This is a genomic window from Acinetobacter sp. I-MWF (genome assembly GCF_025433935.1).
GTDB lineage: Bacteria > Pseudomonadota > Gammaproteobacteria > Pseudomonadales > Moraxellaceae > Acinetobacter > Acinetobacter guillouiae.
This window is the reverse complement of record NZ_JAMBAR010000001.1, coordinates 4,392,431-4,416,183: the sequence shown is the minus strand read 5'-3', so window position 1 is coordinate 4,416,183 and position 23,753 is coordinate 4,392,431. Positions and strand designations below refer to the sequence as shown.

Below are 23,753 nucleotides of genomic sequence, written 5' to 3'. Positions count from 1 at the left end.
GAAAGACATGGGATAATGCAGGATTTCGTCTTTTAAGTATTTGAAGTTAAATAATATTCTTAAAATGAATAAGTAATTCATTTTTAACTGTTTATTTTATATTTAAAAGTGATATTCAAATCTTAATTTCGATAAATGACCTAAAGATTGTAGGGAATTTTAATTAAAGCCGACAAATTATTCAAAAATTCGTTAATATTTACGTATCCTAAATAGCAATAGTGCGGTTAGAATGAAATAACTGCGCTAGAGATCTCTCGCTTCGCTTATGAATATTTTAATCGTTGATGATCATCCACTGTTTCGCCATGCGTTAATTCAGGCGGTTCGTTATAGTTTGCCACAGGCTCAAATTAGTGAAACTGCGGCTGTTAATGAATTTTATGAGCGTTTGGAAAATGGTCCAGAACCAGATCTCGTCTTGTTGGATTTAAATCTGCCAGGCGCATCGGGTTTCTCTGCATTGGTACATGTTCGTGCACAGTATCCTGCACTTCCTATTATTGTGGTTTCTGCTCACGAAGATGCGTCCATTATTCAACGTGCAATTGCACATGGCGCAATGGGCTATATTCCTAAATCTGCGCATCCAAGCCATATTGGGGAAGCAATTCGCCAAGTGCTGGATGGTGATATTTGGTTACCGCCAAACTTACCCGCAGCGAATATGAATTTTGACCCACGTGCCGCAGATGAAACAGCTTTAGCTGAACGTATTCAATCGTTAACACCACAACAGTTCCGGGTATTGATGATGGTTGCAGAAGGTTTATTGAATAAGCAAATTGCTTATGAACTTGATGTTTCGGAAGCGACCATTAAAGCGCATGTGACGGCAATTTTCCGTAAATTAGGTGTACAGAACCGTACTCAAGCAGTACTCGCAATCAATGCACTCAATATTGAAGAACGAAAAGTTTAAGATTCTTGCTAGTTAAATTTAACCTCAATATATTGAAAAATTACGAGAAGAGTGTATTAAAAATATGCTCTTTTTTATTTTCTTATTTCTGCATTTCCTCATGTAATTTTATTCTAAATCAAATATTTAAAATTTATATCTAACTTGAATGATCAAGGCATTGTCTGCAATAAAATTTTAGCTTTTATCAAGAGTTAAAAATAGGCGTATACTGAATGGACATGAGGAATAATTATGTCTGAAGCACCTGAATCTACAGCTTATATTGAGTATGGCACTCGGCCTTTTATCGCAATTTTACTTTCATTGTTTTTAGCTGGCTTTGCTGTATTTTCATCGTTGTACTGTGTTCAGCCGATGATGCCGTTTTTGGCAAGTTTTTTTCATGTTACACCAACCCATAGTAGTTTCCCGCTTTCATTTTCCACCATCGCCTTAGCCTTAGGGCTTCTTTTTGCAGGACTGATTTCAGATCGTTATGGTCGTAAGCAGATCATGGCCATTTCTTTATTTTCCACGGCAAGCTTGTTATTGCTGAGTTCATTTTTACCGTATTGGGAGATATTTCTTGCAACACGCATGATGATTGGTTTGGCTGTTAGTGGTGTCGCGTCTGTTGCAATGACCTATATCGGTGAAGAAATTGCACAAAAAGATGTTGGCTTTGCCATGGGACTGTATATTTCAGGTACTGCGATAGGGGGAATGGGCGGGCGTTTGATTGCAGGGGTATTGCTGGATTATATCTCTTGGCAAACTGCGACAATGATTATTGGTCTACTCAATTTATTGATCGCGATTACATTTTACATAGCCTTACCTGCCTCTAAACACTTTAAATCTTATCCCATTCAATTCACACGTTTTATCGAATCCTTTAAGAAAAATCTTTCGGACCCAAAGCTCAGATTATTGTTTGTAGAAGGTTTTATTCTGATGGGATGCTTTGTGACCGTGTTTAATTACATGAGTTATCATCTGTTAGAAAAACCTTTTGAATTATCACAAACATGGATTGGTGTAATTTCGATTGCCTATTTATCAGGCATTTATAGTTCACCTCGTGCAGCCAGTTGGAGTCGTCAATTTGGACGAGGTAAGGTATTGATTGTGATGTTCTCAAGCATGATTCTGGGGTTATGGATGATGCTGATTCCATCACTATGGGGGATCTTGATTGGTCTATTGATTTTTACTTTCTCATTTTTTGCTGCCCATTCCACATCAAGCAGTTGGGTATCGGTACAATCCTTACAATATCGTGCAGTCGGTTCTTCGCTTTATCTATTTTGTTATTATCTTGGTTCAAGTTTCTTGGGCAGCAGTAGTGGTTTAGTCTGGGAAAAATATGGATGGTTTGGCCTAACAGTTACGATGACTTGTGTACTTTGTATCGGGCTCTTGGTGGCTTTAAAACTAAATCAAACGCAGCATAAAGATCAGGCAAAAGTATGAGCGGCTGCATCTAAATAGCGTGAAATAACCTTTTCTATTCAATTTCTCTGCGCTTTTAAACAATGCGCCATAATGAGTAAATTTTCTTTTTTAATGTATGACGAATACCTTTAACATCTTAAAAAGCTATCAATAACAGACTAAATAGAAGACCAAGAAGAAATGTTTACTTTTTAATCAAACAACATGAGTAAAATTCATGGTAAAATGATCAACTTTCATTTTAGATCTCTCCCGATCGCCAACTGCCAATCGAGAAACTCACCATGTCGACCGCTTATACTGCTCAGACAGCGCCTACTGCGTTGTTTGATTATGACAAATATTGGGCATCGTGCTTTGAACCAGCACCATTTTTGCCAATGTCACGCGAGGAGATGGATCAACTCGGTTGGGATAGTTGTGACTTTATCCTCGTATGTGGTGACGCTTATATCGATCATCCATCGTTCTGTTCAGGAATTATTGGCCGAACGCTTGAAGCACAGGGTTTCCGTGTCGGCATTATTGCACAACCAGATTGGACTTCTGCCGAAGCATTTAAAGTATTAGGCAAACCGAATATTGCATGGGGTGTGACTGCGGGTAATATGGATTCTATGATCAACCGCTATACGGCTGACCGTAAAATCCGTTCTGATGATGCATATTCACCAGACAATTTACCCAATAAACGTCCTGACCGTGCTGCAACTGTATATTGTCAGCGTTGTCGTGAAGCATTTCCTGATGTACCCGTATTATTGGGCGGTATCGAAGCATCATTACGCCGTATTGCACATTATGATTACTGGTCAGACAAAGTTCGTCGTTCAGTGTTGATGGATTCCAAAGCGGATTTATTGATGTATGGCAATGGTGAACGGTCTGTTGTTGAAGTTATGCATCGTCTTGCCAAAGGCGAAAAAATTCATGAAATCACTGATGTTCGTGGTACTGCATTTATCGTCAATAAAATTAATCGTGTTTCTAAAGCCAAGTTTGTTGAAATTGCATCGAATGATGTCGATGCGATTGGCCGTGTTGATCCAATCATCAATCCTTATGTGATGACTGAAGATTTAGATGGTTGCGAAATTGAGCAAGGCAAAGGAAATTCTTTAACCCAATACCAAAATTTCCAAAAAGAATTGGTGGCAAATCCTGTTGTTCGTGAAGGTGATCAACTGGATGAAAATACCCAGATTGTACGTTTATTGCCGACATCCAAAGCGATTAAACATAAATTACCGCCGCGTGAATTGGCTGTGATTCGTTTGCCTGCTTTTGAAGAAGTGGCAACGGATCCTGTACTTTATGCACATACTAACCGCATCTTGCATCTTGAAACCAATCCCGGGAATGCTCGTGCATTGGTACAAAAGCATGGTGAACGTGATGTATGGTTAAATGCACCACCGATTCCATTGACCACCGAAGAAATGGATTATGTGTTTGACTTGCCTTATGCGCGTCTACCACATCCAGCTTATGGTGAAGCGCGTTTCCCTGCATTTGATATGATCAAATTCTCTGTAAATATCATGCGTGGTTGTTTTGGTGGTTGTACATTCTGTTCGATTACTGAACATGAAGGTCGTATTATTCAAAACCGTTCAGAAGAATCAATTTTACGTGAAGTTGAAAAAATTCGTGATACAGCCCCAGGTTTTACAGGCATCATTTCAGATTTAGGTGGTCCTACTGCAAACATGTATCGCTTGCAGTGTAAAGATCCTGAGATTGAAAAGAACTGTCGTAAACCTTCTTGTGTGTATCCTGGTGTATGTCAAAATTTACATACTGACCATGCGCCACTTACTCAACTTTATCGCAAAGCACGTTCGCTTAAAGGCATCAAAAAGATTCTGATTGGTTCAGGCTTACGTTATGACCTTGCGGTATTGAACCCTGAATATGTCAAAGAACTGGTTCAACACCATGTTGGCGGTTATTTAAAAATTGCACCAGAGCATACTGAGAAAGGTCCATTGTCGAAGATGATGAAACCGGGAATCGGAACCTATGATCGCTTTAAACAGATGTTTGATCGTTTTAGTAAGGAAGCGGGTAAAGAACAGTATTTAATCCCGTACTTTATCGCAGCGCATCCGGGAACAACGGATTATGACATGATGAATCTTGCGATCTGGCTTAAGAAAAATGGTTTCCGTGCTGATCAGGTGCAAACCTTTTATCCATCACCAATGGCGACAGCGACCACGATGTATCACACGGGGAAAAACCCGTTGGCCAAAGTGGCTCGTTATACCGAAAGTGTGGATATTGTAAAAGGTGAAAAGCGTCGTCGTTTACACAAAGCCTTCTTACGTTATCATGATCCAAACAACTGGCCATTACTACGTGATGCATTACGTGAAATGGGCCGGGTAGATTTGATTGGTAACTCTAAGCACCATCTGATTCCAACTTATCAACCACAAGGAACAGAAGGGCAATACCAATCTGCGCGTAAGAAAAACTCGACTGTTGATGGTGATTCGCAAAAGCGTACTGGAGATAGTCGTAATTCGCAGGCGAAAACGCAATCGCGCCCTTCCAATACTAAAAAGCGTCCTGAACGTGGTCAAATACTGACGCAACATACAGGTTTACCGCCGCGTGAAACAGGTGATAAAAAACCATTTGCTGGAAATAGCAAAGCAAAGTCTAAGTCAAAAAGTAGAGCTTAGGTACTGTTCAAAATAGTAATAAGAAAGGATGCCTAAGCATCCTTTCTTAAATCAGCAATTGAATAATAAAAATACGCAACTGTGGATAACTCTCTGTAAACTGTTGAAAACTTTAGTGTACTAAAAACACACAATTCTCGAATATCCTTGTCCTACAATAGTACTCAAGATTCATTAAATTCAGTTGTATTCGCATTCAATACACGCTATATATGAGGTGCAATTAAATTCATTTGGTTGAAATACCAAGTGAATAAAACAAATAATAGTTCAATAAATAAGTTAAAAATGTGATTTATTTGATTATTTTGAAAAAGCAAATATGAGAATGCGTCTGGCATATTACAAAATTGAACTGATGAAAAATAGTATCTTTGATACACAAGAACTGGTCGTAGACCAAATTATAATAAAGAATTAGGAAATGAAAAATGGACATGATAATCGTTGCGAGTTTGATATTACTTGCTGTCGTGATTGGTGCTGCTTATAAAGGATTGAAAAATAAGCAACAAGCAGATAGTGCTTTACGAAGAAGAGCAGTATTTAACTCACATGAACAAATTACGTTTACGCGTTTAAAAGAAATTTTACCTGAAGCCAATATCTTGGCTCATGTATCTTTTGATGCCTTGTTAACGACAAAATATTTACATACACGTCGTAAGTATCAGCAAATGTTTGCAAATTTTGTTGTGCTGGACAAAGATTATAAAGTTTTAGCTGTGATTGCTTTAGATGATATCAATGCGATCAAGCGTTCGAATCAAAATACCTATGAAGATGCTTTGTTACAGTCGGCAGGTTATCGCGTGATTCGTTATATGGGAATTCCAGAATATCAGGATTTGCGAGAAGATTTTTTAACAGAATTTTCAGAAATGAGCCATTCGCAAATGTTGGAGGAACATGTACTGGGGAAGTTTGATCTGTACTCAAATCGCGCATATAGTTAATCAAAAAAAATGCATGTTTAAACATGCATTTTTACGCTTTCCAAAAATTAATAACGAGTTTATTCTGGTTTGATCGCAACAACCGTCATTTCAACTAAAACATCAGGTCGATAAAGTTTTGCTTCTACACAAGTTCTCGGCAGAGCTTGCATATCTGAACACCATGCATCCCAGATTTCGTTCATTCCTGCATAATCATTTTCAATATCTTTTAAAAAAATCATCACAGACATAATATGCTTTTTATCTGTGCCCGCATCTGCAAGAAAACGATCAATGATATCTAAGGTTTGTTGAGTTTGCCCTTTGATATCCAAACTTAAATCCGTAGCCAATTGACCCGCCAAGTGAACTAAATTTCCCGAAATTGCGATTTCAGAAAAGCGTTTTTCTACGTGCAAACGTTGTACAGTCATGATCATTCTCAAAGTTTGTTTATGTTTTAAATTTTACGTCATGATTTACAATCTGCAAATCAACTTTGTTGCTTGTTGGTGAATCTATCTATACGAATGAGAATTTTATACTTAAAAATAATCAAACAGTTATATTCTGGGCAAATAATGAAATTGCCTAAATTTAAAAATTGAATTTGCGCACCACGTAACTGATTTAAACAAAATGCAATTGAACATTGCAGAGGACAAAGTTGTTGCAACTGCTTAAAGTGTTGCTGCTCCTGTGGTATGGAAGTATTCATTGAAATACCTATTATTTAGATTCTATTTTTAAGCCAGTGAATCGCTTTGAGCTATTCACTGTGCCGTTACCAAGCTTGCGGAGGCGTATAGGATTTGAGTTTTTGCTCAGGCTTATTGTTGATTTGATACCAGTCGATATGCCGTGTAATAAACATCACCACAGCAAGTAAAACAAATGAAATGATAGAGCCGATCAGAAAGGTTTTACCTGAAGATTGCAACAGCATATACATTACGGCATAAAGTGAACTCAGAATGATGCTGAATAGGCCAGCGGCTTTAAAACCTTTCATCACATAGTATAGGTACCAACTCATGAGCCCGACACAGGCAATTCCAGCGACGAGGTATGCCCATGCAAAGGCATAGTATTCACTGATTGAAAGTAGTAAGACAAAGAACACTACTTGAGCCATCGCCACCAAAGAATATTGAATGGGGTGAATCCGTAAGCTTTTAAGCACTTCAAAGAGAAAGAAACAAGCAAAGGTGATGATGATAATCACAATACCGTATTTAATCGCACGATCTGTTTGTGTATAGACATTGACTGATTCTAGGAATTCTGTTGATAAACCAATACTTTGAGCAGGTTCACCCATATAAGCTGGCTCTTGGGAAAAATAGCCATTACTAAACTGGCGAATACACTCATTGTTGTCACAATCAATCAATTTACTGATGTTTTGATGACCTAGAGCAATATTTTTCCATTGTGCAGTGAATTGTTGTGGTGTACTGGTTTTTGCAAAGGGTAAGTTTTGTCCTGAATATTTGGTATCCGCCCAATTGCCTTTGGCCTGATAAGTGACACTACGACTGGTTGGGATCAGGGTGAATTTCCCCAGACCCGTAATATTGGCGGTTAAATCAAAAGTGAAACCATTTTGAATGGCATTGATTAATTCAGGATATTTTTTTGCAGAAACATACATAAAGTCAAAACCAGAACTATTACTGCCTTGAGCACTCATTTCAAAAGCATAAGTTTTATTGAGCATGTTTAAGCTCGGTTGGGTATCCAAACCGCGAGGATCATGCACAGGGAAGATAATTTCAGCTCGGTCCCATTGGTAATCTTTCTTTTCTAGTGTTGGTTTTTGGAATACCCCTTTGGCCATGAGATTGGCGGTGTAGCTAATTGCTCGATAGATGGTGCGTTTATAAGTGTTGTCAGAAACGTTAAAGTTGGATGACCATTGTGTGCTGTCAGCACTGATATATAGCCATTGTTCCTCAGTACACAAATAGGCCACCTTCTTTTCATCGAGGCAGTTTTTTTGCTCATTGTAGGGCACACGGATATACGGTGAAATCACGGTTTGAGGGCTAATATTGTTTTGTGCAATTTCTTTCAGAAATGCCCGTTGATAATCTTGTCGTTCTGAAACCAGACTGTTAATAAAGAGTAAGCCTATCCAAAATAAGGCAACTAAAATTGCGATTGCAATAATTTTGAATGTAATAAAGTTGGAGCGCATCACTGTTTTCCTTCGCCGTTGTTTTTTGTCAGTGTTGAGTATGCGAAACAGCAATGTGCTTTGTTTGAGGTGTATCGGTTTTTTATATGAATTTTAAGTGAAGTTTGGTCGTGCTAAGGCAATTGAATTTTTACCAATACACCTTTTTGGTGGGGTTGTAAGATGGTGATTTCATTTCCTTGAATATTGCCAATGTGAATCTGTCCATGGTGTTGTTCAATGACCTGTTTAACAATGCTTAGTCCAATACCAGAACTGCGTTGCTGGCTAATCGGACGAGGCAAGGAAAAATAAGTATCAAACACTTGCGTAAGTGCATAATTTGGAATCCATTCGCCCTCATTAAAAACCTGTAATTCTACTTGCTGGTGTGTTTGACGATGAAGCCGAATCAGGATTTTTGCTGAATCTGCAGAAAAATCCAGCGCATTATCTAAAATATTGGCGAGAGTTTGTTGAATCCAAAACCGATCTGCACCAAGCATACAATTGGCTTCAATATCCAGTAAACACTGGATTTTTTTGGCCTGAATTTGACTGGCATGCTGGTCTAAAGTTTGTTGAATCAGTTCAGATAAATTGAAATTTTGCATTTCAATTTGATGTTTAGATTTTTCCAGACGGGTCAATAAGAGCATCCGATCAATCAGGCTACGTAAGCGCTGGCTTTGTTCATGAATATGCGTGGCAAATTGTTGTTGATCATTTAATGGTAAATCTTCTTTGAGTAGTTCTGCACTGGCTTGAATTGCGGTAAGTGGGCTTTTGAGTTCATGGGTCAGTGTATTGACATAGTGTTCCACATAAGCACGATCTTCGAGTTTTTCTCGCATATTTTCAACTGCTTGAGCAACTTGATTGAGCTCTTTTGCTGAACGAAAATAGGGGGTTTGATTGACAGGGGCAAGTGCTTGTGCGTATTTACGCACACGGTCAATGCTGTGTTTTAGCCAATAGGCCACCAAACTGGCGAGAAACAGACTGAGTAATGTAATCCAAGCGGCTTGACGGATCAGCTGATTTTCAGCACGCTGAATATAAGGCTGTACTGAAATATTGGGCTTTCCAATACTGACAACACCAATCAATTGCTGTTGTTGACCAACTTGATAATAGATTGGTGCTGCTATAAACATGGTGCTGCTATTGCTGTCCTTTTCATAACTGCGTGTAGAGCGAACGCCGTATTTTCCCTTTAAGGTCAGGTAAACATCATTCCATCGTGAGTAATCTTGTCCTGTAGCGATACCTTGTGAGTCATAAATGACGATACCTTTGTTGTCGGTAATATAGATTTGTTGATTGATCTCATTTTTATTATGTTTCCAGATCGTGGCATTGAGTTTTCGATTCAGCGCTTTTTGAATTTTTTCATCAAACTGAATGGTACTGACTTTATTTTCATAGACATCTTCAGCCACTAACATCGCGATAATATTGGCATTTTCCGCAAGGGTATCTTCTACGACCTGTCGTACATTGGGCTTTACTTGTTGATTGAAGGTATAAGACATAAACCATAACCCCAGCAAGATGATCAATCCAAAGAAGAACCAAATACGAATAAAAATGGACATGGTTTAGCCTTGCCTTTTTAAACTATAGCCAAAACCTCGATGGGTTTCGATTGGGTCTTGCTCAGGAGAGATCTGCTTAAGTTTATTGCGAATACTTTTGATATGGGTATCGACAGTTCTTTCTAAACTGTGCTCAGGGTGTTCCCATACATGATCCATCAATTGTTGACGGCTAAACACCTGTTCAGGGCGTTGAATCAATAATTTAAGTAAGCGATATTCATAGCGAGTCAGCTGTAGTATTGTGCCTAAGTAATGGATTTGCAAAGCCTCATCATTGCATTGCCAAACTCTAGCTGGCGTTGCAGAAAGCTGTGTGTTCGGCTGTGAGGTGTGTTGCAATTGATTTTGTATCTCCATTCTGCGCCAAATGGCTTTAATCCGAGACACAATTTCACGCGAACTAAATGGCTTGGTACAGTAGTCATCTGCACCAATTTCTAAACCCACAATACGATCTATTTCATCATCTCGTGCGGTTAAAAATAGCAAGGGTGTGTGATTAAAGAGACGAATTTTTTTACAGACATCAAAACCATTTAAATCAGGTAATCCGACATCTAAAATAATAAAATCAAAGGGTTGCTGTTGAATAAAATCAATGGCTTGCAGACCTGAATTGGCCCAAGTCACTTGCCAGTCTTCTCGTTCAAGTGCGTAACGTAACGGCATAAGAATAGCAGCATCATCTTCTACACATAAAATCTGTTTTTTATTATTCATTGCATTTAAAAACTCATAATCTCAATAGGAGTGTACTCAAATTGAAATACTTAGGCGAATGAATTTTCAGTGAAGTTTAGATGAACTGTTTTATTGTTTGAAATTGGCTGAATGCCTATTGGTGTGGGCTTTTACCCATGTGAATTTCTGAGCGCCCTGTAATCTTCGGATTTGATCGTCACGCCAATCACAGGACAGCAAATCAAAAGTATTGGTGACTTTTGATATCTCGGCAACGACATGGGTAATGTATTGCGGAAAATAGATTACTCTAATTTTGATCAATTTGGGTAAATTTTTATCGAATTATATTTCTTTTGAGTAAAAATTATTCAATTTGCCCACATATCTAAGCAAGGTTAAAAACGATTTTGAAGAATAAAACAGGATGCCAAAGCATCCTGTTTTAACGATTGATTGATCAGGCCATGCCTGAATGGATCAGCGTTTAACTACAATAGAGTCAATACCACTATGTTGTAAGGTTTGTTGGGCAATTACTGCTGCATTTTGTGATTCATAAGGGCCTGAAATCACACGATACCAAGTTTTTCCAGCTTCTGTACTTTGAACCACATCGGCAGATAAACCATTTAAGATAATTTCAGCGCGACGTGCATCGGCAGCATCAGGATCATCATAACTACGAACTTGTAAAATATATTCGGGTTGAACAGGTGTTGTACGTTCAGCATTTACACCGACATCAACATTTTCAGATTGAGAAGGCGCTTCAACAATTACTGGTTGTTGTTGATTTCTACTTTCAGGAACAGCTTGTTCAGGAATAGGGGTAACCTGTTGTTGAGGTAACAGATCATAAAAACGATAGTCTTTGTTAGTATCTTCTTGATAATGCTCAGACGTGATTTCGTTTTTGGGTTGGACGGGCGCCCACGGTTTCCAGAGCATCAGTGCGACACCAAAACTTAACACGATTAAAATGACGACAAGCATCCCTAACCATTTAGGAATCAATGGTTGTTTAGGTTTGGTTGGCCTTTCTGAAACACCGCGTTGCGTTTTTCCAAACACGTGGAACCCTCTTATTATGTATTGCTTAGATCGTGTTCAAGCATAGTTTTGCTTGAACACGATGTAAAGTAATGATTTATTACACACTTCAATGCTTACTTTGAGCCAGACCTTGGTCTTGGGAACATGTAAAGCAATTCTTGACTTACATACTTTCAGGTGCAGATACACCCAATAATTCAAGACCATTATGTAAGACTTGTTTGATATTTGCTGAAAGCAATAAACGGGCTTGAGTCAATTCGGCATCATCACCCAATACTTTATTCTCGTTGTACCAACCATGGAATAAAGCAGCAAGTTCTTTCAAATAATTACCAACTTGATGTGGTTCATAATTATTTGCAGCGCGAATAAGGACTTCAGGATAAGCCGCGAGTTTCGCTAAAATTTCAGTTTCAGCATCAAGTTCTAATTTTGCAGCAAATTGACGTGCATTTTCAGTATCAAATTGAATATTTGTTGTTGCTGCTTTTTCTAACATACGGCAAATACGAGCATGTGCATATTGAATATAATACACGGCATTGTCTTTGCTTTGAGATACCGCTAAATCTAAATCGAAATCAATGTGCTGTTCAGATTTACGCATCACATAATAAAAACGTGCTGCATCATTGCCGACTTCTTTACGAAGATCGCGCAATGTCACGAATTGACCTGAACGAGATGACATTTGTACCATCTCACCACCACGCCATAAGCTGACGAACTGTACTAAAAGTACCGTCAATTTAGATGAGTCATAGCCCATCGCATCAATTGCAGCTTTAACACGTGCAATATAGCCATGGTGGTCTGAACCCCAGATATCAACAAGGTCAGTAAAGCCACGTTGTAATTTATTTAAATGATAGGCAATGTCAGAGGCAAAGTACGTGGTTTGTCCATTACGACGTTTGACTACGCGGTCTTTTTCATCACCAAATTCAGTTGATTTAAACCAAATGTTGCCATCTTTTTCATAAAGAAAACCACGTTGGTCTAATGTTTGTAAGGCTTCATCAATTTTTTCAGCCAAAGATGCTTCACTAAACCAGTGATTAAACGTTACGCCAAACTCACCAAGGTCATCTTTAATGTCATCTAAAATGGCATGTAAAGCTGCTTGATGGAATACACGATAACCTTCACCCACTAAAGCTTGTGAGTTGTGAATTAAGCCATCAATGTGCTTTTCTTTATCGCCTGAAATAACCACTTTATTGCCATCGGCATCAAGCTCTTCAGCATATTGCACATCTTCTGGAACATCTTTGTAAACATCAGCCACACTACGTACATAAGCATCAGCATGTTTGTCGATGATACCTTGGGCGATTTCTTTAACGTAATCACCTTGATAAGCATTTTTAGGGAAAACTAAAGTTTGGCCGCTTAATTCTAAATAACGTAAATAAGTTGATGTGGCGAGGATGTCCATTTGACGGCCAGCATCATTGACATAATATTCACGTTCAACTTTGGCACCTGTTGCTTCAAGTAAGTTTGCAACAGTCATACCATATGCAGCACCACGACCATGACCTACATGCAGGCTAGAGGTTGGGTTTGCAGAAACGAATTCAACCTGAATTTTCTTGGCTGCATTTGCTTGGGTTTTACCAAATTGTTCTTTTTGTGCTTGGATCTGATCCAACACAGTAAAGCGTTGATCGGCATTTAAAAAGAAGTTGATAAAACCAGGACCCGCAATTTCAGCTTTGGCAATATCAACCACTTCGGGTAAATTTGCCAAAATTTTCTCTGCAAGATCACGTGGTTTCATACCAGCAACTTTAGCGCCCATCATGGCAATGTTTGATGCGAAATCACCGTGGCTTCGGTCTTTAGTTCGCGTTAAAACACTTGTGTTTTTCCAGTCAGATGGAAGAGTCCCTTCAGCTTGTAGGGATTGCACTGCATGATCAAGAGCTGCTTGTATGGCCGTATTCATAATCTATAGAGAAATAAATGTCGCAGAAAAACGCTAAATATAGCAAATTTTGCGCCTTTTAGGTGAATGCATTTGTATAGAATAAAACTTATTCGATAAGAAAAATGGCAGTATGCTCAATTTCACTGTGTATTGGCGTTTAGATTTCAAATGGATTTGACGGATTACACTGCTTTAATCACTGGATAAAAAATATGTTTGTGAGTTTTTTAGATCAAATTGATCATGAGAATATAGAAAAAGAACAAGTTATACAGTTATTTGCGAAGATTCAGCCCACAGACTTGGAATATTCAAATTCAGGTTATCTTGCGCTAGATATGCCAAAACAAGGTCAGATCATTTTATTGTTTTGGTGGATAGATACGACTCACTTGATTTTGCGTTACGATAAAAATATCCCTACTGCCCAACAAGGCGAGTCGTGGCTGTCTTGCAATGAAGATCTGAACTTAGCGTTATTTGATGTTGGTGATGACACCTGGCTCCCTTTAAATTCAATTATTTCACTCGATGATGCAATCAATGTGATATCTGAGCTCTATGATCAGCCTTTAAATTTGTCCAATCAAATCAAATGGCAAAATGTGGCCGATGTTATGTGGAAGGATTAATTGTTTCAGGTCTATTAAAAGAATAAAATGTGTCCTGTTGGTAAATTTAGAGCGATATATGTCAAATACTCCTCCCACAATTATTGGCAATATCCCAAAACTCCCTGCAAAATTTGCAGCATGGATTATGCCGTTGTTCTTATCTTGTTTAATGAGTGGCATGGTGTCATTGATTAATATGTTGATCAATGTGGGTTTGATTAACGGATTTTGGGTCAAATGGCTTGCTGCATGGATGGTATCATGGGCTGTGGCATATCCTGTGGTTCTGATTGTTTTACCCTTAGTACGACGTTTAACCGCCGTATTTGTGGATATGCCTAAATAATGGATCTACTCTTTACATGTGACAGGCTTGCTAAGCAATTCAGCATGGCCATTTGTAAAGGTATAAAGTTTGGAATTGTTAAAGATTTTAATCACTTTGGCTTTGCTCAGTGCTGTTTTAAATGTCGGCATTTTTTTCGCATTGACTAAGTCAAATGGATTGCCATAGTTGTTATTGTCGATTAAGAATTGAACTTGACCGGTTTGCGCATCATGTGCTTTAAGCAGCTCTTTGCCATCTTTATCTTCAATCGTAAAACCAGACTTCTGCGAAGGAATCTTACAATTCAAACGCAAATATAGGACGTTTCCATCACTGGATTTGTTCTGTAAGGTGTAAATACCTTGAAGATCATTTTCAATATAGACCCATTGTCCAGTGGGCATATTGATCTTCATTTGTTCTAGTTTTTCGAGGGTGGCTTTACTGACATCAACCACACCTTGTTGATCAACTTCTGGAACTTTGGCTTCGCCTAAGCCCACCATACTTTTGACTTTTTCAGTGGTTTTAGAAACACCAGAAGAGACTTTTTTTGCAGTTTGGCAACCAGTACATGCAATGACTGTGCTAAGAAGGAGTAGAGAGATCTTTGTGTTCATTGTTATTGGTTTAGCTTCATCGTATTTTAAACAAAATAAATCTAAACCGAAAAAAAATCAATGATTGGTCAAAATTGCGTACAAATATGCATTTTAATGGCGGGATCATGACTCATTATTTTATGGAAAAATATTAAATTGCTTAAAAAAGAGAATTTGATCCGCAAAACTGAGAATAATTTATCATTCTGTAAAATACTTTGAATATCATTATCACGTATCTAAATACCCATTTAGTCAAAAATAGGCTTAAGCTTGTATCAGACCAAAGTCGTAGCTTAGCAAAAGATAGAAGCAGGCAGTCTGCTTCAATGAGAATGGAAATGCCAACGGAAACCCTGAAAAAATATCCTCTATATATTCATTATGCAGGTAATGCCTTATTAGAGCTGCCTTTATTAAATAAAGGTTCAGCCTTCACAGAAGAAGAACGAACTCAATTTAACTTACACGGTTTAATTCCTCATGTGATCGAAAGTATCGAGGAACAAAGTCAACGTTCATACCAACAGTTCTGTTCTTTCAGTGAAGCGATCAATAAGCATATTTATTTACGAAATATTCAAGACACCAATGAAACGCTGTTTTACCACCTGATTGAAAATCACTTAAGTGAGATGATGCCGATTATCTATACACCGACAGTGGGTGAAGCATGTCAGCGTTTCTCCGATATTTATCGTCGTCATCGTGGCGTATTTCTTTCCTATCCTGACCGTAAATACATTGATGAAATCATTCACAACGTAAACCGTAAAAATGTCAAAGTGATTGTAATCACAGATGGTGAGCGTATTCTTGGTTTAGGCGACCAAGGTATTGGCGGCATGGGTATTCCAATTGGAAAACTGTCTCTTTACACCGCATGTGGTGGTATTAGTCCAGCCTATACATTGCCGATTACCATTGATGTGGGAACCAATAATCAACAATTATTGAATGACCCGATTTATATGGGATGGTCGCAACCTCGTGTCAGTGGGGATGAATACTATGAATTTGTCGATGAAGTGATTGCAGCGGTTAAACGTCGTTGGCCAAAAGCATTGATTCAATTCGAAGATTTTGCGCAAAAAAATGCCATGCCTTTACTTGAAAAATATCGTGATAAGATTTGTTGTTTTAATGACGATATTCAAGGAACAGCGGCAGTCTGCGTTGGTACTTTAATTGCTGCGAGTAGAGCCGCAGGTAAACAGCTCAAAGACCAGAAAATTACCTTCTTAGGGGCTGGTTCCGCAGGTTGTGGTATTGCAGAACAAATTATTGCACAGATGGTTGCTGAAGGCCTGACGGATGCTGAAGCGCGTGCCAAAGTATTTATGGTAGATCGTTTTGGCTTAATCACTGAAAATCAGCCAAACTTATTGGATTTCCAACGTAAACTTGCGCAGAAACCTGAAGATGTTGCACATTGGGGCAATGCTGAGGAAATCATTTCACTGCTTGATGTTGTGAAAAATGCCAAACCAACCGTATTGATTGGGGTATCCGGTCAACCAGGTTTATTTACAGAAGAGATCATTAAAACGATGGCTGAAAACTGTGAATATCCGATTGTATTGCCTTTATCCAACCCAACTTCACGAGTTGAAGCCGTGCCAGCTGATATTATTCAATGGACAGAAGGTAAAGCATTGATTGCGACAGGCAGCCCATTTACCCCAGTGAATTATCATGATGAAACCTATCAGATTTCACAGTGCAATAACTCTTATATCTTCCCTGGTATTGGTTTGGGTGTGGTTGCAGTTCAAGCAACCCGTGTTACAGACAATATGTTGATGGCTTCAAGTTCAGCTTTGGCCGATTGTTCACCGAAGTTGCAAGATATCCACGCAGATTTATTGCCTGATTTAAATGAATTGCAGCAAGTATCTAAAATTATCGCGTTTAAAGTTGCTAAAGCCGCTATTCAAGATGGTGTAGCACCGATGATCAGTGATGAGCAATTGCTAGAAAGTATTGAACAGAACTTCTGGAAACCAGAATATCGTGATTATAAACGTGTTCCGTTCTAACTTTTATTGATAGGTAATGAAGTTAAAAAGGGAAATTACTAGATAATTTCCCTTTTTTTAAAAGAGATATTGATTAAAAAATATAACAATTTATCGGTGTCTTTTTTTGAATTTTTAATTAAAATAAGGACACTTGTAATTAAATATCAATAACTAAAATGCTGAAAAATATTACGACCTTACTTGAAAGCTTTGGCTTGGGATTACAAACACGAGCGATCCACGTTCAATTCTCAAATCAAGCCTTAAACAGCAGTGTATTCTTGCAATGCATTCAGGGGCAACAACAGATTAATCAAGGCTTAAAGGCAGAATTACTCTGCCTTTCAACCAGTGCGCATATTGCTTTAAAACAATTTATCGGGTGTCAGGTTGCAGTTGATCAAGTCACCGATTTTGGTGAATTGTACCGAACCACTGGAATTGTAACAGGGGCAAGCCAAGGGCAGAGTGATGGGGCGTTAAGCGTTTATAAATTAACGCTTGAAGATGCAACCAGTCTTTGGCATAAGCGTCGTAATAGCCGTGTTTTTATGAACAAAAGTGTTCTGGAAATATCGGAAATCTTATTTAAAGAGTGGCAAGCGAAAAGTGCCTTATTTTCTGCCAGTTTAAGTCTGGACAGTAGTGGTTTAAAAAAACAATACGATATCCGTCCTTTTGTAATGCAAGCCAATGAAACGGATTATGAGTTTTTAACTCGCTTGTGGCGCAGTGAAGGTATTAACTGGTTAGTTGATGAATCTGTACGAATTGTGCCTATTTCGGCAACGCAGATTCAGGCACAGAAATTACGTCTCATTGATGACAATACGCAATATGAGGCAATGCCTAGACGAAGTATTCGTTTCCATCGCAGTCATGCAACAGAACGCTTTGACACGATTACCAGCCTCATTGCCCAGCGCTCAATTCAATCAACAGCAATACAAGTACAACGTTGGCAAGCGGATAGCCTTTTACAAGATCAGGGCGATAGCCAGTTAAGTAATCACCAACATAGTGATCAACAAGATAATGAAACTTTAAGTTTAGAGCAGGCTTGGACAATTAGCCCAGCTTGGACCAGTGATCTCAATGGCGAAGATCAAACCACAGTTTCCAGTTCAGCCCAAGTTGATAAATTAAATATCCAACTAACACAATACCAAGAATTACAGTCCAAATATTTTACTGCAACCAGTTCAGTGCGTGATGCGCAAGTTGGCTATTGGTTTGAATTAAGAGAACACCCTGAAATTGATCAACATGATGGTTCGGATCGTGAGTTCTTAATCTTAGGTAAGACTTTTTACAATCAAAATAACTTACCTAAAGAGTTACAAGATCAGTTATCCAAGCTGCTTAATTTAAATTATTGGAACCATTTAATTAAAGACCAGCGTCAAGCCAATGAGTTGTCCTTGGTACGCCGTAGAATTCCGATCGTTCCTGAGTATAACCCTTTAGCACATAGACCTTCTGCATTTCCACAACGTGCCAAAGTGGTTGGCCCGCAAGGCGAAACGATTTATGTCGATCAATGGGGACGGATCAAAGTTCGTTTCCTCTTCACCCGTACCGATGACAATAGTCATGATGGTGGTGCAGGCTCGAATGACAATGATACAGACTCAGCTTGGGTTGATGTATTGACCTCTTGGGCGGGAGAAGGTTATGGCACAAGATTCCACCCACGAATTGGTGAAATCGTAGTGATTGATTTCTTTGATGGCAATGTCGACCGTCCATTTGTGATGGGACGTTTACATGAAGCAGAACGTCATCAAACCATGTTTGATATCAAAGGCCAGTTGCCTGATACCAAAAAATTAAGCGGTATTCGCTCATCGGAAGTAGGTGGATCAGGTTTTAACCAACTCCGCTTTGATGATACAACAGGCCAAATCAGTACGCAGCTACAAAGTAGTCATGCAGCAACACAACTTAACCTTGGGAACTTAAGCCATCCGAAAGATAAGGAAACCAGCAATGGGCGTGGTGAAGGTTTTGAGTTAAGAACCGATGCTTATGGTGCGATGCGTGCAGGCAAAGGCATGCTTATCACGACGTATGCCCAAGAAAATGCGATTGCAGACCACTTAGAAGCAGCACAAGCGCAGTCCTTGTTAAATCAAGGTGCAGAAAGTATGAAAGTGCTGAGTGAAATAGCAGTCAAACAACAAACAGATGCCTTGAATGTTGTCAATCGTTTACCGAAACTGATTAACTCTTTAGAACTAAAAGGTGCAAATCAGGCTTTACAGGCAACCGTGGGTTTATTTAAAAATGCTGTGGGGAGTGATCCAATTTCAGCACTGAAAAACAGTGGTGATTTTATCGAGGACATCCAGAAATTTGGTAAAGATACCAAGAATATTGTAGATGAATTTAAAGACTTTTTTAATGATTCCAAAGAGTCGATTGAGAACTTAAAGAGTTTTATCGAAAATATTGAAGAACATGGTTCAGATGTTTTAAAAGGTAAATTAACCAGTTTAAAAGACAAATTTGATTCAGAACCATTAAGCGCTTTAAAAGACGTGGGTAAGGTAATTGCCAATGTTGAAATTAAGGATTTTGATTTAACTAGTGTTTGTGGAACTTTTAATAAAGGCAGCAAATTGGATGTGAATCCGATGCAGGCTTTAGGCTCCTTACAGGGCTTTATGGAAAGTTATACAAAAGACTTAGAAAGTAGTGGTGATAGTGCCAAACAAGAACAAGGTAAGATCTTTCGTCAGGCATTGATGTTACTGGCTTCACCTAATGGGATTGCATTAACCACCCCAGAAGACATCGTGTTACAAGCTTCGCAAGATATTGCTGAAAGTGCCCAAGGCTCAATTAATTTAAGTGCACAGAAGAATATTGTCGGTCATGCACAGGATAAGATCAGTTTGTTTGCAGCACAGAAAGGTTTAAGTGCATTTGCCGCAAAGGGTCCGATCAAGGTGCAGGCGCAAGATGATTTGATTGAAATCATTGCGAAGAAAGTGATTAAACTCATCGCGACTGAAGATAAGATTGAGCTGACCAGTTCTAAAGAAATTGACTTAAAAGCAGGCGGGACTCAGCTTGTGGTTAATGGTAGTGGTGTCTTTATTAAAACTGGTGGAAAGTTTGAGGTTAAATCGGGACAACAGTTGTTTACCAGTGGTGAAAAGGTGTCTTCGGATATACCTGAATTGCCGAAGGTTGGGCCATCTGCAATTAAATTTTTATTTACTTCAATATTTGGAGAGGCAATTCCTGAAGCTAAAGTTATAGTGTTTGATGACTTAGAAAAACAGACACTATGGGAAGGATTAACTGATGGAAGTGGTTTAACAGCCTTATTAGAAAGCGACGATGCTAAGAAATATTCTGCATATTTAGGTTTTGATCAATGGTCTAGCTCTTTTTATGATGATGAAATCGATGATGAGAGTAGTAATGATATGATTTTAGAACCGGGCGACCATGGTTCACAACTTGATTAAATTTTAGTGGGTATGAATAAATGAATAAGAAGATACACAATGTTGCAAAAGGTGAAACACTTTGGGGGATATCAAAACACTATGGAATTCCTTTAAACAATTTAGCTGACTGGAATAACTTAACTGGGCGACGAATTCATAATATAAGTATTGGGCAAAAAATATACTTATGCCCACCTGAAGAAGAAATTGACACATTTCTAACTATTCGATTATTGGATTTAGCATTTAATCCAATTAATACAGCCATATTAAATTTAGAATATGATGGTATAAAAAAAGAAATTGAAATATTAAATGGAAATTCTTCTGTAATTGCTGTTAAAGATCATACTAAAGGGATTAAAGTTTATTTTAAAAGTAACCAAAAAGGCTTTTATTTAATTGCTGATCATAAGAAATTGCCTTTAGGGAAAAAGAAATTAATTTTAACTTCAAGAATGATGAAATCATACGGTGTATATGGTTATAAAGAGGGTACTGAAAATCAAAAAGTAAAAGATGTTAAAGTTGATTTAAAAAATAAGAATAAAGAAATAGCAAAGAAGAAAGATGTAGCATTATCCTCAGGCCCTCTAGTAGTTGAAGATAATAAGGAGTTAAATAATCAAAAAGGAGTATTGGTTGCTAGTGGGGAGAAGACTCCAGCTAGTGGGAGTTTACAAAAAACAAAAGAAAAACAACCTCCAACTAATTTACCTGAAACAATCGACAAATCGATTAGAACTGAAGGAGGAGAAAAAACACATGCTATTGCTAAGGTCGGAATTGAAGGAAATTTGAGACTGGTTGCTGCAAATGAAGTTTATAGAAAAGATATTCTGGATGCTGAAAAAAAATATGGCATAAATGCAGCAACAATAGCAGCTCTTATTTGTATCGAAACAGGTGGAGGGAAAGTCGAAAATAAATGGGATTCAAAAGCAGTAAATCCAGAAGGAACGGGAGTCGGTTTAGGTCAGTTTTTTACACCAACTTGGTTGGAATTAGCAACAGATAAAACGGGTAAGCTTAATCAATATATAGTTAAGAAGAAAGGGTATAAGGTGTTAGTTGGAAGTGGTCGTTGGAGAAACTATACGCTTTCTGATGACCAGCGTACTGAAGAACAAAAAAAGAAGAAATTACAAGAACCTATAGTTAAGCTGAATAGCAATGATATCAACTGGATAAACTCACTAAGAACAGATGCAGGATTATCAATTGATACTATAGCTTTGTCTGCAAAAAAAAATTTAGAGGGCTTAAAGCGCAGATTAAAGAAGAATGGTTTAGATACTAGTGGGGTTGATAGTTTAAATCCATTAGAAATGAGCAAGTTGATATATTTTTGTCATCATGAATCATCTGGAACAGCATATTTGATCATGAGAAATAGTATTGATGAAGATACGGCCAAAAAGAACTTTAAATCGAATGTGAGTGCAAAAGTTCAAGCTAAATACTTAAAGCAAGGTAATAATAATTATATTCAAGCTTATAAAATTTGGATGTATGAAAATTTGATTGATACAAAAGTTCATACCTTAGAATTTATGTTAAATACAAATGGATTACATGAATCTAATATGGTGGATATAGAAAAGAAAGTTTTAAATTCTAAACAGGAACAAAAACAGGAACAAAAACAGGAAGCAAAACAGGAAGCAAAACAGGAAGCAAAACAGGAACAAAAACAGGAACAAAAACAGGAAGCAAAACAGGAAGCAAAACAGGAAGCAAAACAGGAACAAAAACAGGAACAAAAACAGGAACAAAAACAGGAAACAAAAATTGGTGGAGCAAATGTCTGGTTTGATCCATTAAGAGTAAATAGAATGAGGTCTGCAGGAAAATATGCTGCAGTTGCAAAATCTTGCACATTTGGCATGGTCAGAAATGGTGGAACAAGAGCACATCAAGGTATTGATTTAGAAGCAAAAGTTGGAGATGAAATAAAGGCTGTTGCTTCAGGAACTTTATATGCTGTTAATAGGGACTTTAATGCTAAAGGAGATAGTAGTTTTGGAGCATCTATTACATTGCAAGTAAAAGTAGATGATTTACCAGATAAACAAAAATCTTACATAAGAAAACGCTATCCGGATATAACATTTGTTTGGTTTTTTTACGCCCATTTGAGTCAAATCAATAGTTTTGAAAGTGATGAACAATGGATTGATGCTGGCACTCCATTAGGAAAAACTGGCTGTAGTGGAAATGCACATGTAATGCCAACAGTTGAATTAGGTAGCCATTTACATTTTGAAGTTTGGTATTTGAAGGATCATGGGAAAGGGAACAAATCATTACCAACAAAGGATCAAGATGGTAGAGGTCTAGTTGGGCGTTTTGATCCGTATCCTTTACTTAATAACCCATTACCTCCAACTAAAGAAAAACGATGAGATTAGATATGTATTTAAGAAAAATATTTTTAATATTAGCTCTGTTGATACCAGGCCTTTTACAGGCGAAAAATATTATTCTTTATGATGATTCAAATAGTGGTATTTCTCAAGGCTACAAAAGTATTAATGAACTTGGGCAGTCTGTAAAAATAGATAAAGATTATGAGATTATAACTAAAGAAAACTCTTTGAATTCTGGCGATAATAATAGTGCTAATTCTTATAGTATTCTTTTGAAGAAAGGAGATGTTTTATATACTTTAGATAAAAATAAAATATATGGTTTGAATAGGTATGTTATTTCACCTTACTTTTCTGATAACAATTTTATTGGTTTTGTGCAATATACGGAAAACATATTAAGAGGTGATTTTTATGTTATAAAGAAATTTTATATTTTTAATAAGAAAGCAAAAGAAGTTGCTGTTGTTAAAGTAAATAACACAAGTGTTTCTCGTAATAAGAATGGTCAGTATGATTATAATTTTCTAGATCAAAATTATATAAAGAAAATTAGCGTAGATGATTCTTTAAATACGTACAGTGTAGATTCTGTATATGAGCAGAACAACCCTGCTATTTGGGCAGTTTTATCAAAAGAATTTAAACCAGGGCATAAAATTAATAACGGGTTTAAATTTAAGTTAATGAAAAATAATAAAATTAAATGCGAGGACTTAAAAGGTTCAATTCTTGAATGTAATGAAGGTTTTATGCAAATTCAACAAATAAAATGAAGGTTTTAAAATCGCAGTCTAATTTTTAGAGTGCGATTTTTTAATAAATACTGAAACTAATGGATAGATAGCTAATGAATATAAGAGTTCTGTTTTGATTATATTGATTTTTCATTAAGATTGCTTGGTTTTTTGTAAGATA

18 protein-coding genes are annotated in these 23,753 nt (G+C 37.5%); 10 read left to right on the top strand and 8 right to left on the bottom strand.

Annotation, left to right across the window (positions count from 1 at the left end):
* Positions 1-268 precede the first annotated feature (268 nt).
* The 4 genes from M2R48_RS20415 to M2R48_RS20400 all read left to right on the top strand — a co-directional run bounded on the left by M2R48_RS20415 (position 269) and on the right by M2R48_RS20400 (position 6,005).
* Positions 269-922: a response regulator gene (locus tag M2R48_RS20415; protein ID WP_004823671.1), complete on the top strand. Its 654-nt coding sequence runs from the start codon at positions 269-271 to the stop codon at positions 920-922.
* 234 nt (positions 923-1,156) lie between these two features.
* A complete protein-coding gene (locus tag M2R48_RS20410) occupies positions 1,157-2,377 on the top strand; it encodes an MFS transporter (protein WP_262087324.1) in 1,221 nt (406 codons plus the stop codon).
* Between the two features lie 266 nt (positions 2,378-2,643).
* Complete coding sequence (locus tag M2R48_RS20405; protein ID WP_166782828.1) at positions 2,644-5,049, top strand: YgiQ family radical SAM protein; 2,406 nt, start codon at positions 2,644-2,646, stop codon at positions 5,047-5,049.
* A gap of 431 nt (positions 5,050-5,480) precedes the next feature.
* Positions 5,481-6,005 (top strand): DUF2726 domain-containing protein, encoded by a 525-nt coding sequence (locus M2R48_RS20400; RefSeq protein WP_262087323.1) that lies wholly within the window; start codon positions 5,481-5,483, stop codon positions 6,003-6,005.
* Between the two features lie 59 nt (positions 6,006-6,064).
* Here M2R48_RS20400 and M2R48_RS20395 read toward each other — a convergent pair whose 3' ends face one another.
* The 7 genes from M2R48_RS20395 to argS form a co-directional block, all read right to left on the bottom strand.
* Positions 6,065-6,421: a RidA family protein gene (locus M2R48_RS20395; protein ID WP_262087322.1), complete on the bottom strand. Its 357-nt coding sequence runs from the start codon at positions 6,419-6,421 to the stop codon at positions 6,065-6,067.
* Between the two features lie 59 nt (positions 6,422-6,480).
* Positions 6,481-6,705 (bottom strand): hypothetical protein, encoded by a 225-nt coding sequence (locus M2R48_RS20390; RefSeq protein ID WP_209828918.1) that lies wholly within the window; start codon positions 6,703-6,705, stop codon positions 6,481-6,483.
* A gap of 66 nt (positions 6,706-6,771) precedes the next feature.
* Positions 6,772-8,187 (bottom strand): cell envelope integrity protein CreD, encoded by a 1,416-nt coding sequence (creD, locus tag M2R48_RS20385; protein WP_262087320.1) that lies wholly within the window; start codon positions 8,185-8,187, stop codon positions 6,772-6,774.
* A 113-nt stretch (positions 8,188-8,300) separates the two neighbouring features.
* Positions 8,301-9,764: a two-component system sensor histidine kinase CreC gene (gene creC / locus M2R48_RS20380; RefSeq protein WP_262087318.1), complete on the bottom strand. Its 1,464-nt coding sequence runs from the start codon at positions 9,762-9,764 to the stop codon at positions 8,301-8,303.
* Between the two features lie 3 nt (positions 9,765-9,767).
* Positions 9,768-10,487: a two-component system response regulator CreB gene (creB, locus tag M2R48_RS20375; RefSeq protein ID WP_262087316.1), complete on the bottom strand. Its 720-nt coding sequence runs from the start codon at positions 10,485-10,487 to the stop codon at positions 9,768-9,770.
* Positions 10,488-10,928: 441 nt separating this feature from the next.
* On the bottom strand, positions 10,929-11,522 hold the full coding sequence (locus M2R48_RS20370; protein WP_004723450.1) for an SPOR domain-containing protein: 594 nt from the start codon (positions 11,520-11,522) through the stop codon (positions 10,929-10,931).
* 145 nt (positions 11,523-11,667) lie between these two features.
* The gene (gene argS, locus M2R48_RS20365; RefSeq protein ID WP_004823680.1) at positions 11,668-13,458 is read right to left on the bottom strand and encodes an arginine--tRNA ligase; all 1,791 of its coding nucleotides are present in this window, start codon (positions 13,456-13,458) and stop codon (positions 11,668-11,670) included.
* A gap of 194 nt (positions 13,459-13,652) precedes the next feature.
* On the opposite strand from argS, the gene M2R48_RS20360 reads away from it, so the two are divergent.
* Both M2R48_RS20360 and M2R48_RS20355 read left to right on the top strand, forming a co-directional pair.
* Positions 13,653-14,072, top strand: a complete 420-nt coding sequence (locus M2R48_RS20360; protein ID WP_262087314.1) for a hypothetical protein — start codon at positions 13,653-13,655, stop codon at positions 14,070-14,072.
* A 58-nt stretch (positions 14,073-14,130) separates the two neighbouring features.
* On the top strand, positions 14,131-14,400 hold the full coding sequence (locus M2R48_RS20355; RefSeq protein WP_004723447.1) for a DUF2798 domain-containing protein: 270 nt from the start codon (positions 14,131-14,133) through the stop codon (positions 14,398-14,400).
* Between the two features lie 5 nt (positions 14,401-14,405).
* Here the strand turns inward: M2R48_RS20355 and M2R48_RS20350 are convergent, their stop codons facing one another.
* Positions 14,406-15,002, bottom strand: coding sequence for a hypothetical protein (locus M2R48_RS20350; RefSeq protein ID WP_244014397.1), 597 nt, complete (start codon positions 15,000-15,002; stop codon positions 14,406-14,408).
* Between the two features lie 323 nt (positions 15,003-15,325).
* Here M2R48_RS20350 and M2R48_RS20345 point away from each other — a divergent pair, with 323 nt between their 5' ends.
* From M2R48_RS20345 to M2R48_RS20330, 4 genes are all read left to right on the top strand, one after another.
* Positions 15,326-17,023 carry an NAD-dependent malic enzyme gene (locus M2R48_RS20345; protein ID WP_262087312.1) on the top strand — a complete coding sequence of 566 codons (1,698 nt, stop codon included), beginning with the start codon at positions 15,326-15,328 and terminating at the stop codon, positions 17,021-17,023.
* Positions 17,024-17,181: 158 nt separating this feature from the next.
* Entirely contained in the window at positions 17,182-20,484 is a 3,303-nt protein-coding gene (locus tag M2R48_RS20340) for a type VI secretion system Vgr family protein (protein ID WP_262087311.1), read from the top strand.
* 20 nt (positions 20,485-20,504) lie between these two features.
* Entirely contained in the window at positions 20,505-22,871 is a 2,367-nt protein-coding gene (locus M2R48_RS20335; protein WP_262087310.1) for a LysM peptidoglycan-binding domain-containing protein, read from the top strand.
* Positions 22,868-23,611: an RND transporter gene (locus M2R48_RS20330; RefSeq protein ID WP_262087309.1), complete on the top strand. Its 744-nt coding sequence runs from the start codon at positions 22,868-22,870 to the stop codon at positions 23,609-23,611. The genes M2R48_RS20335 and M2R48_RS20330 overlap by 4 nt, the downstream gene beginning before the upstream one ends.
* Positions 23,612-23,753 lie beyond the last annotated feature (142 nt).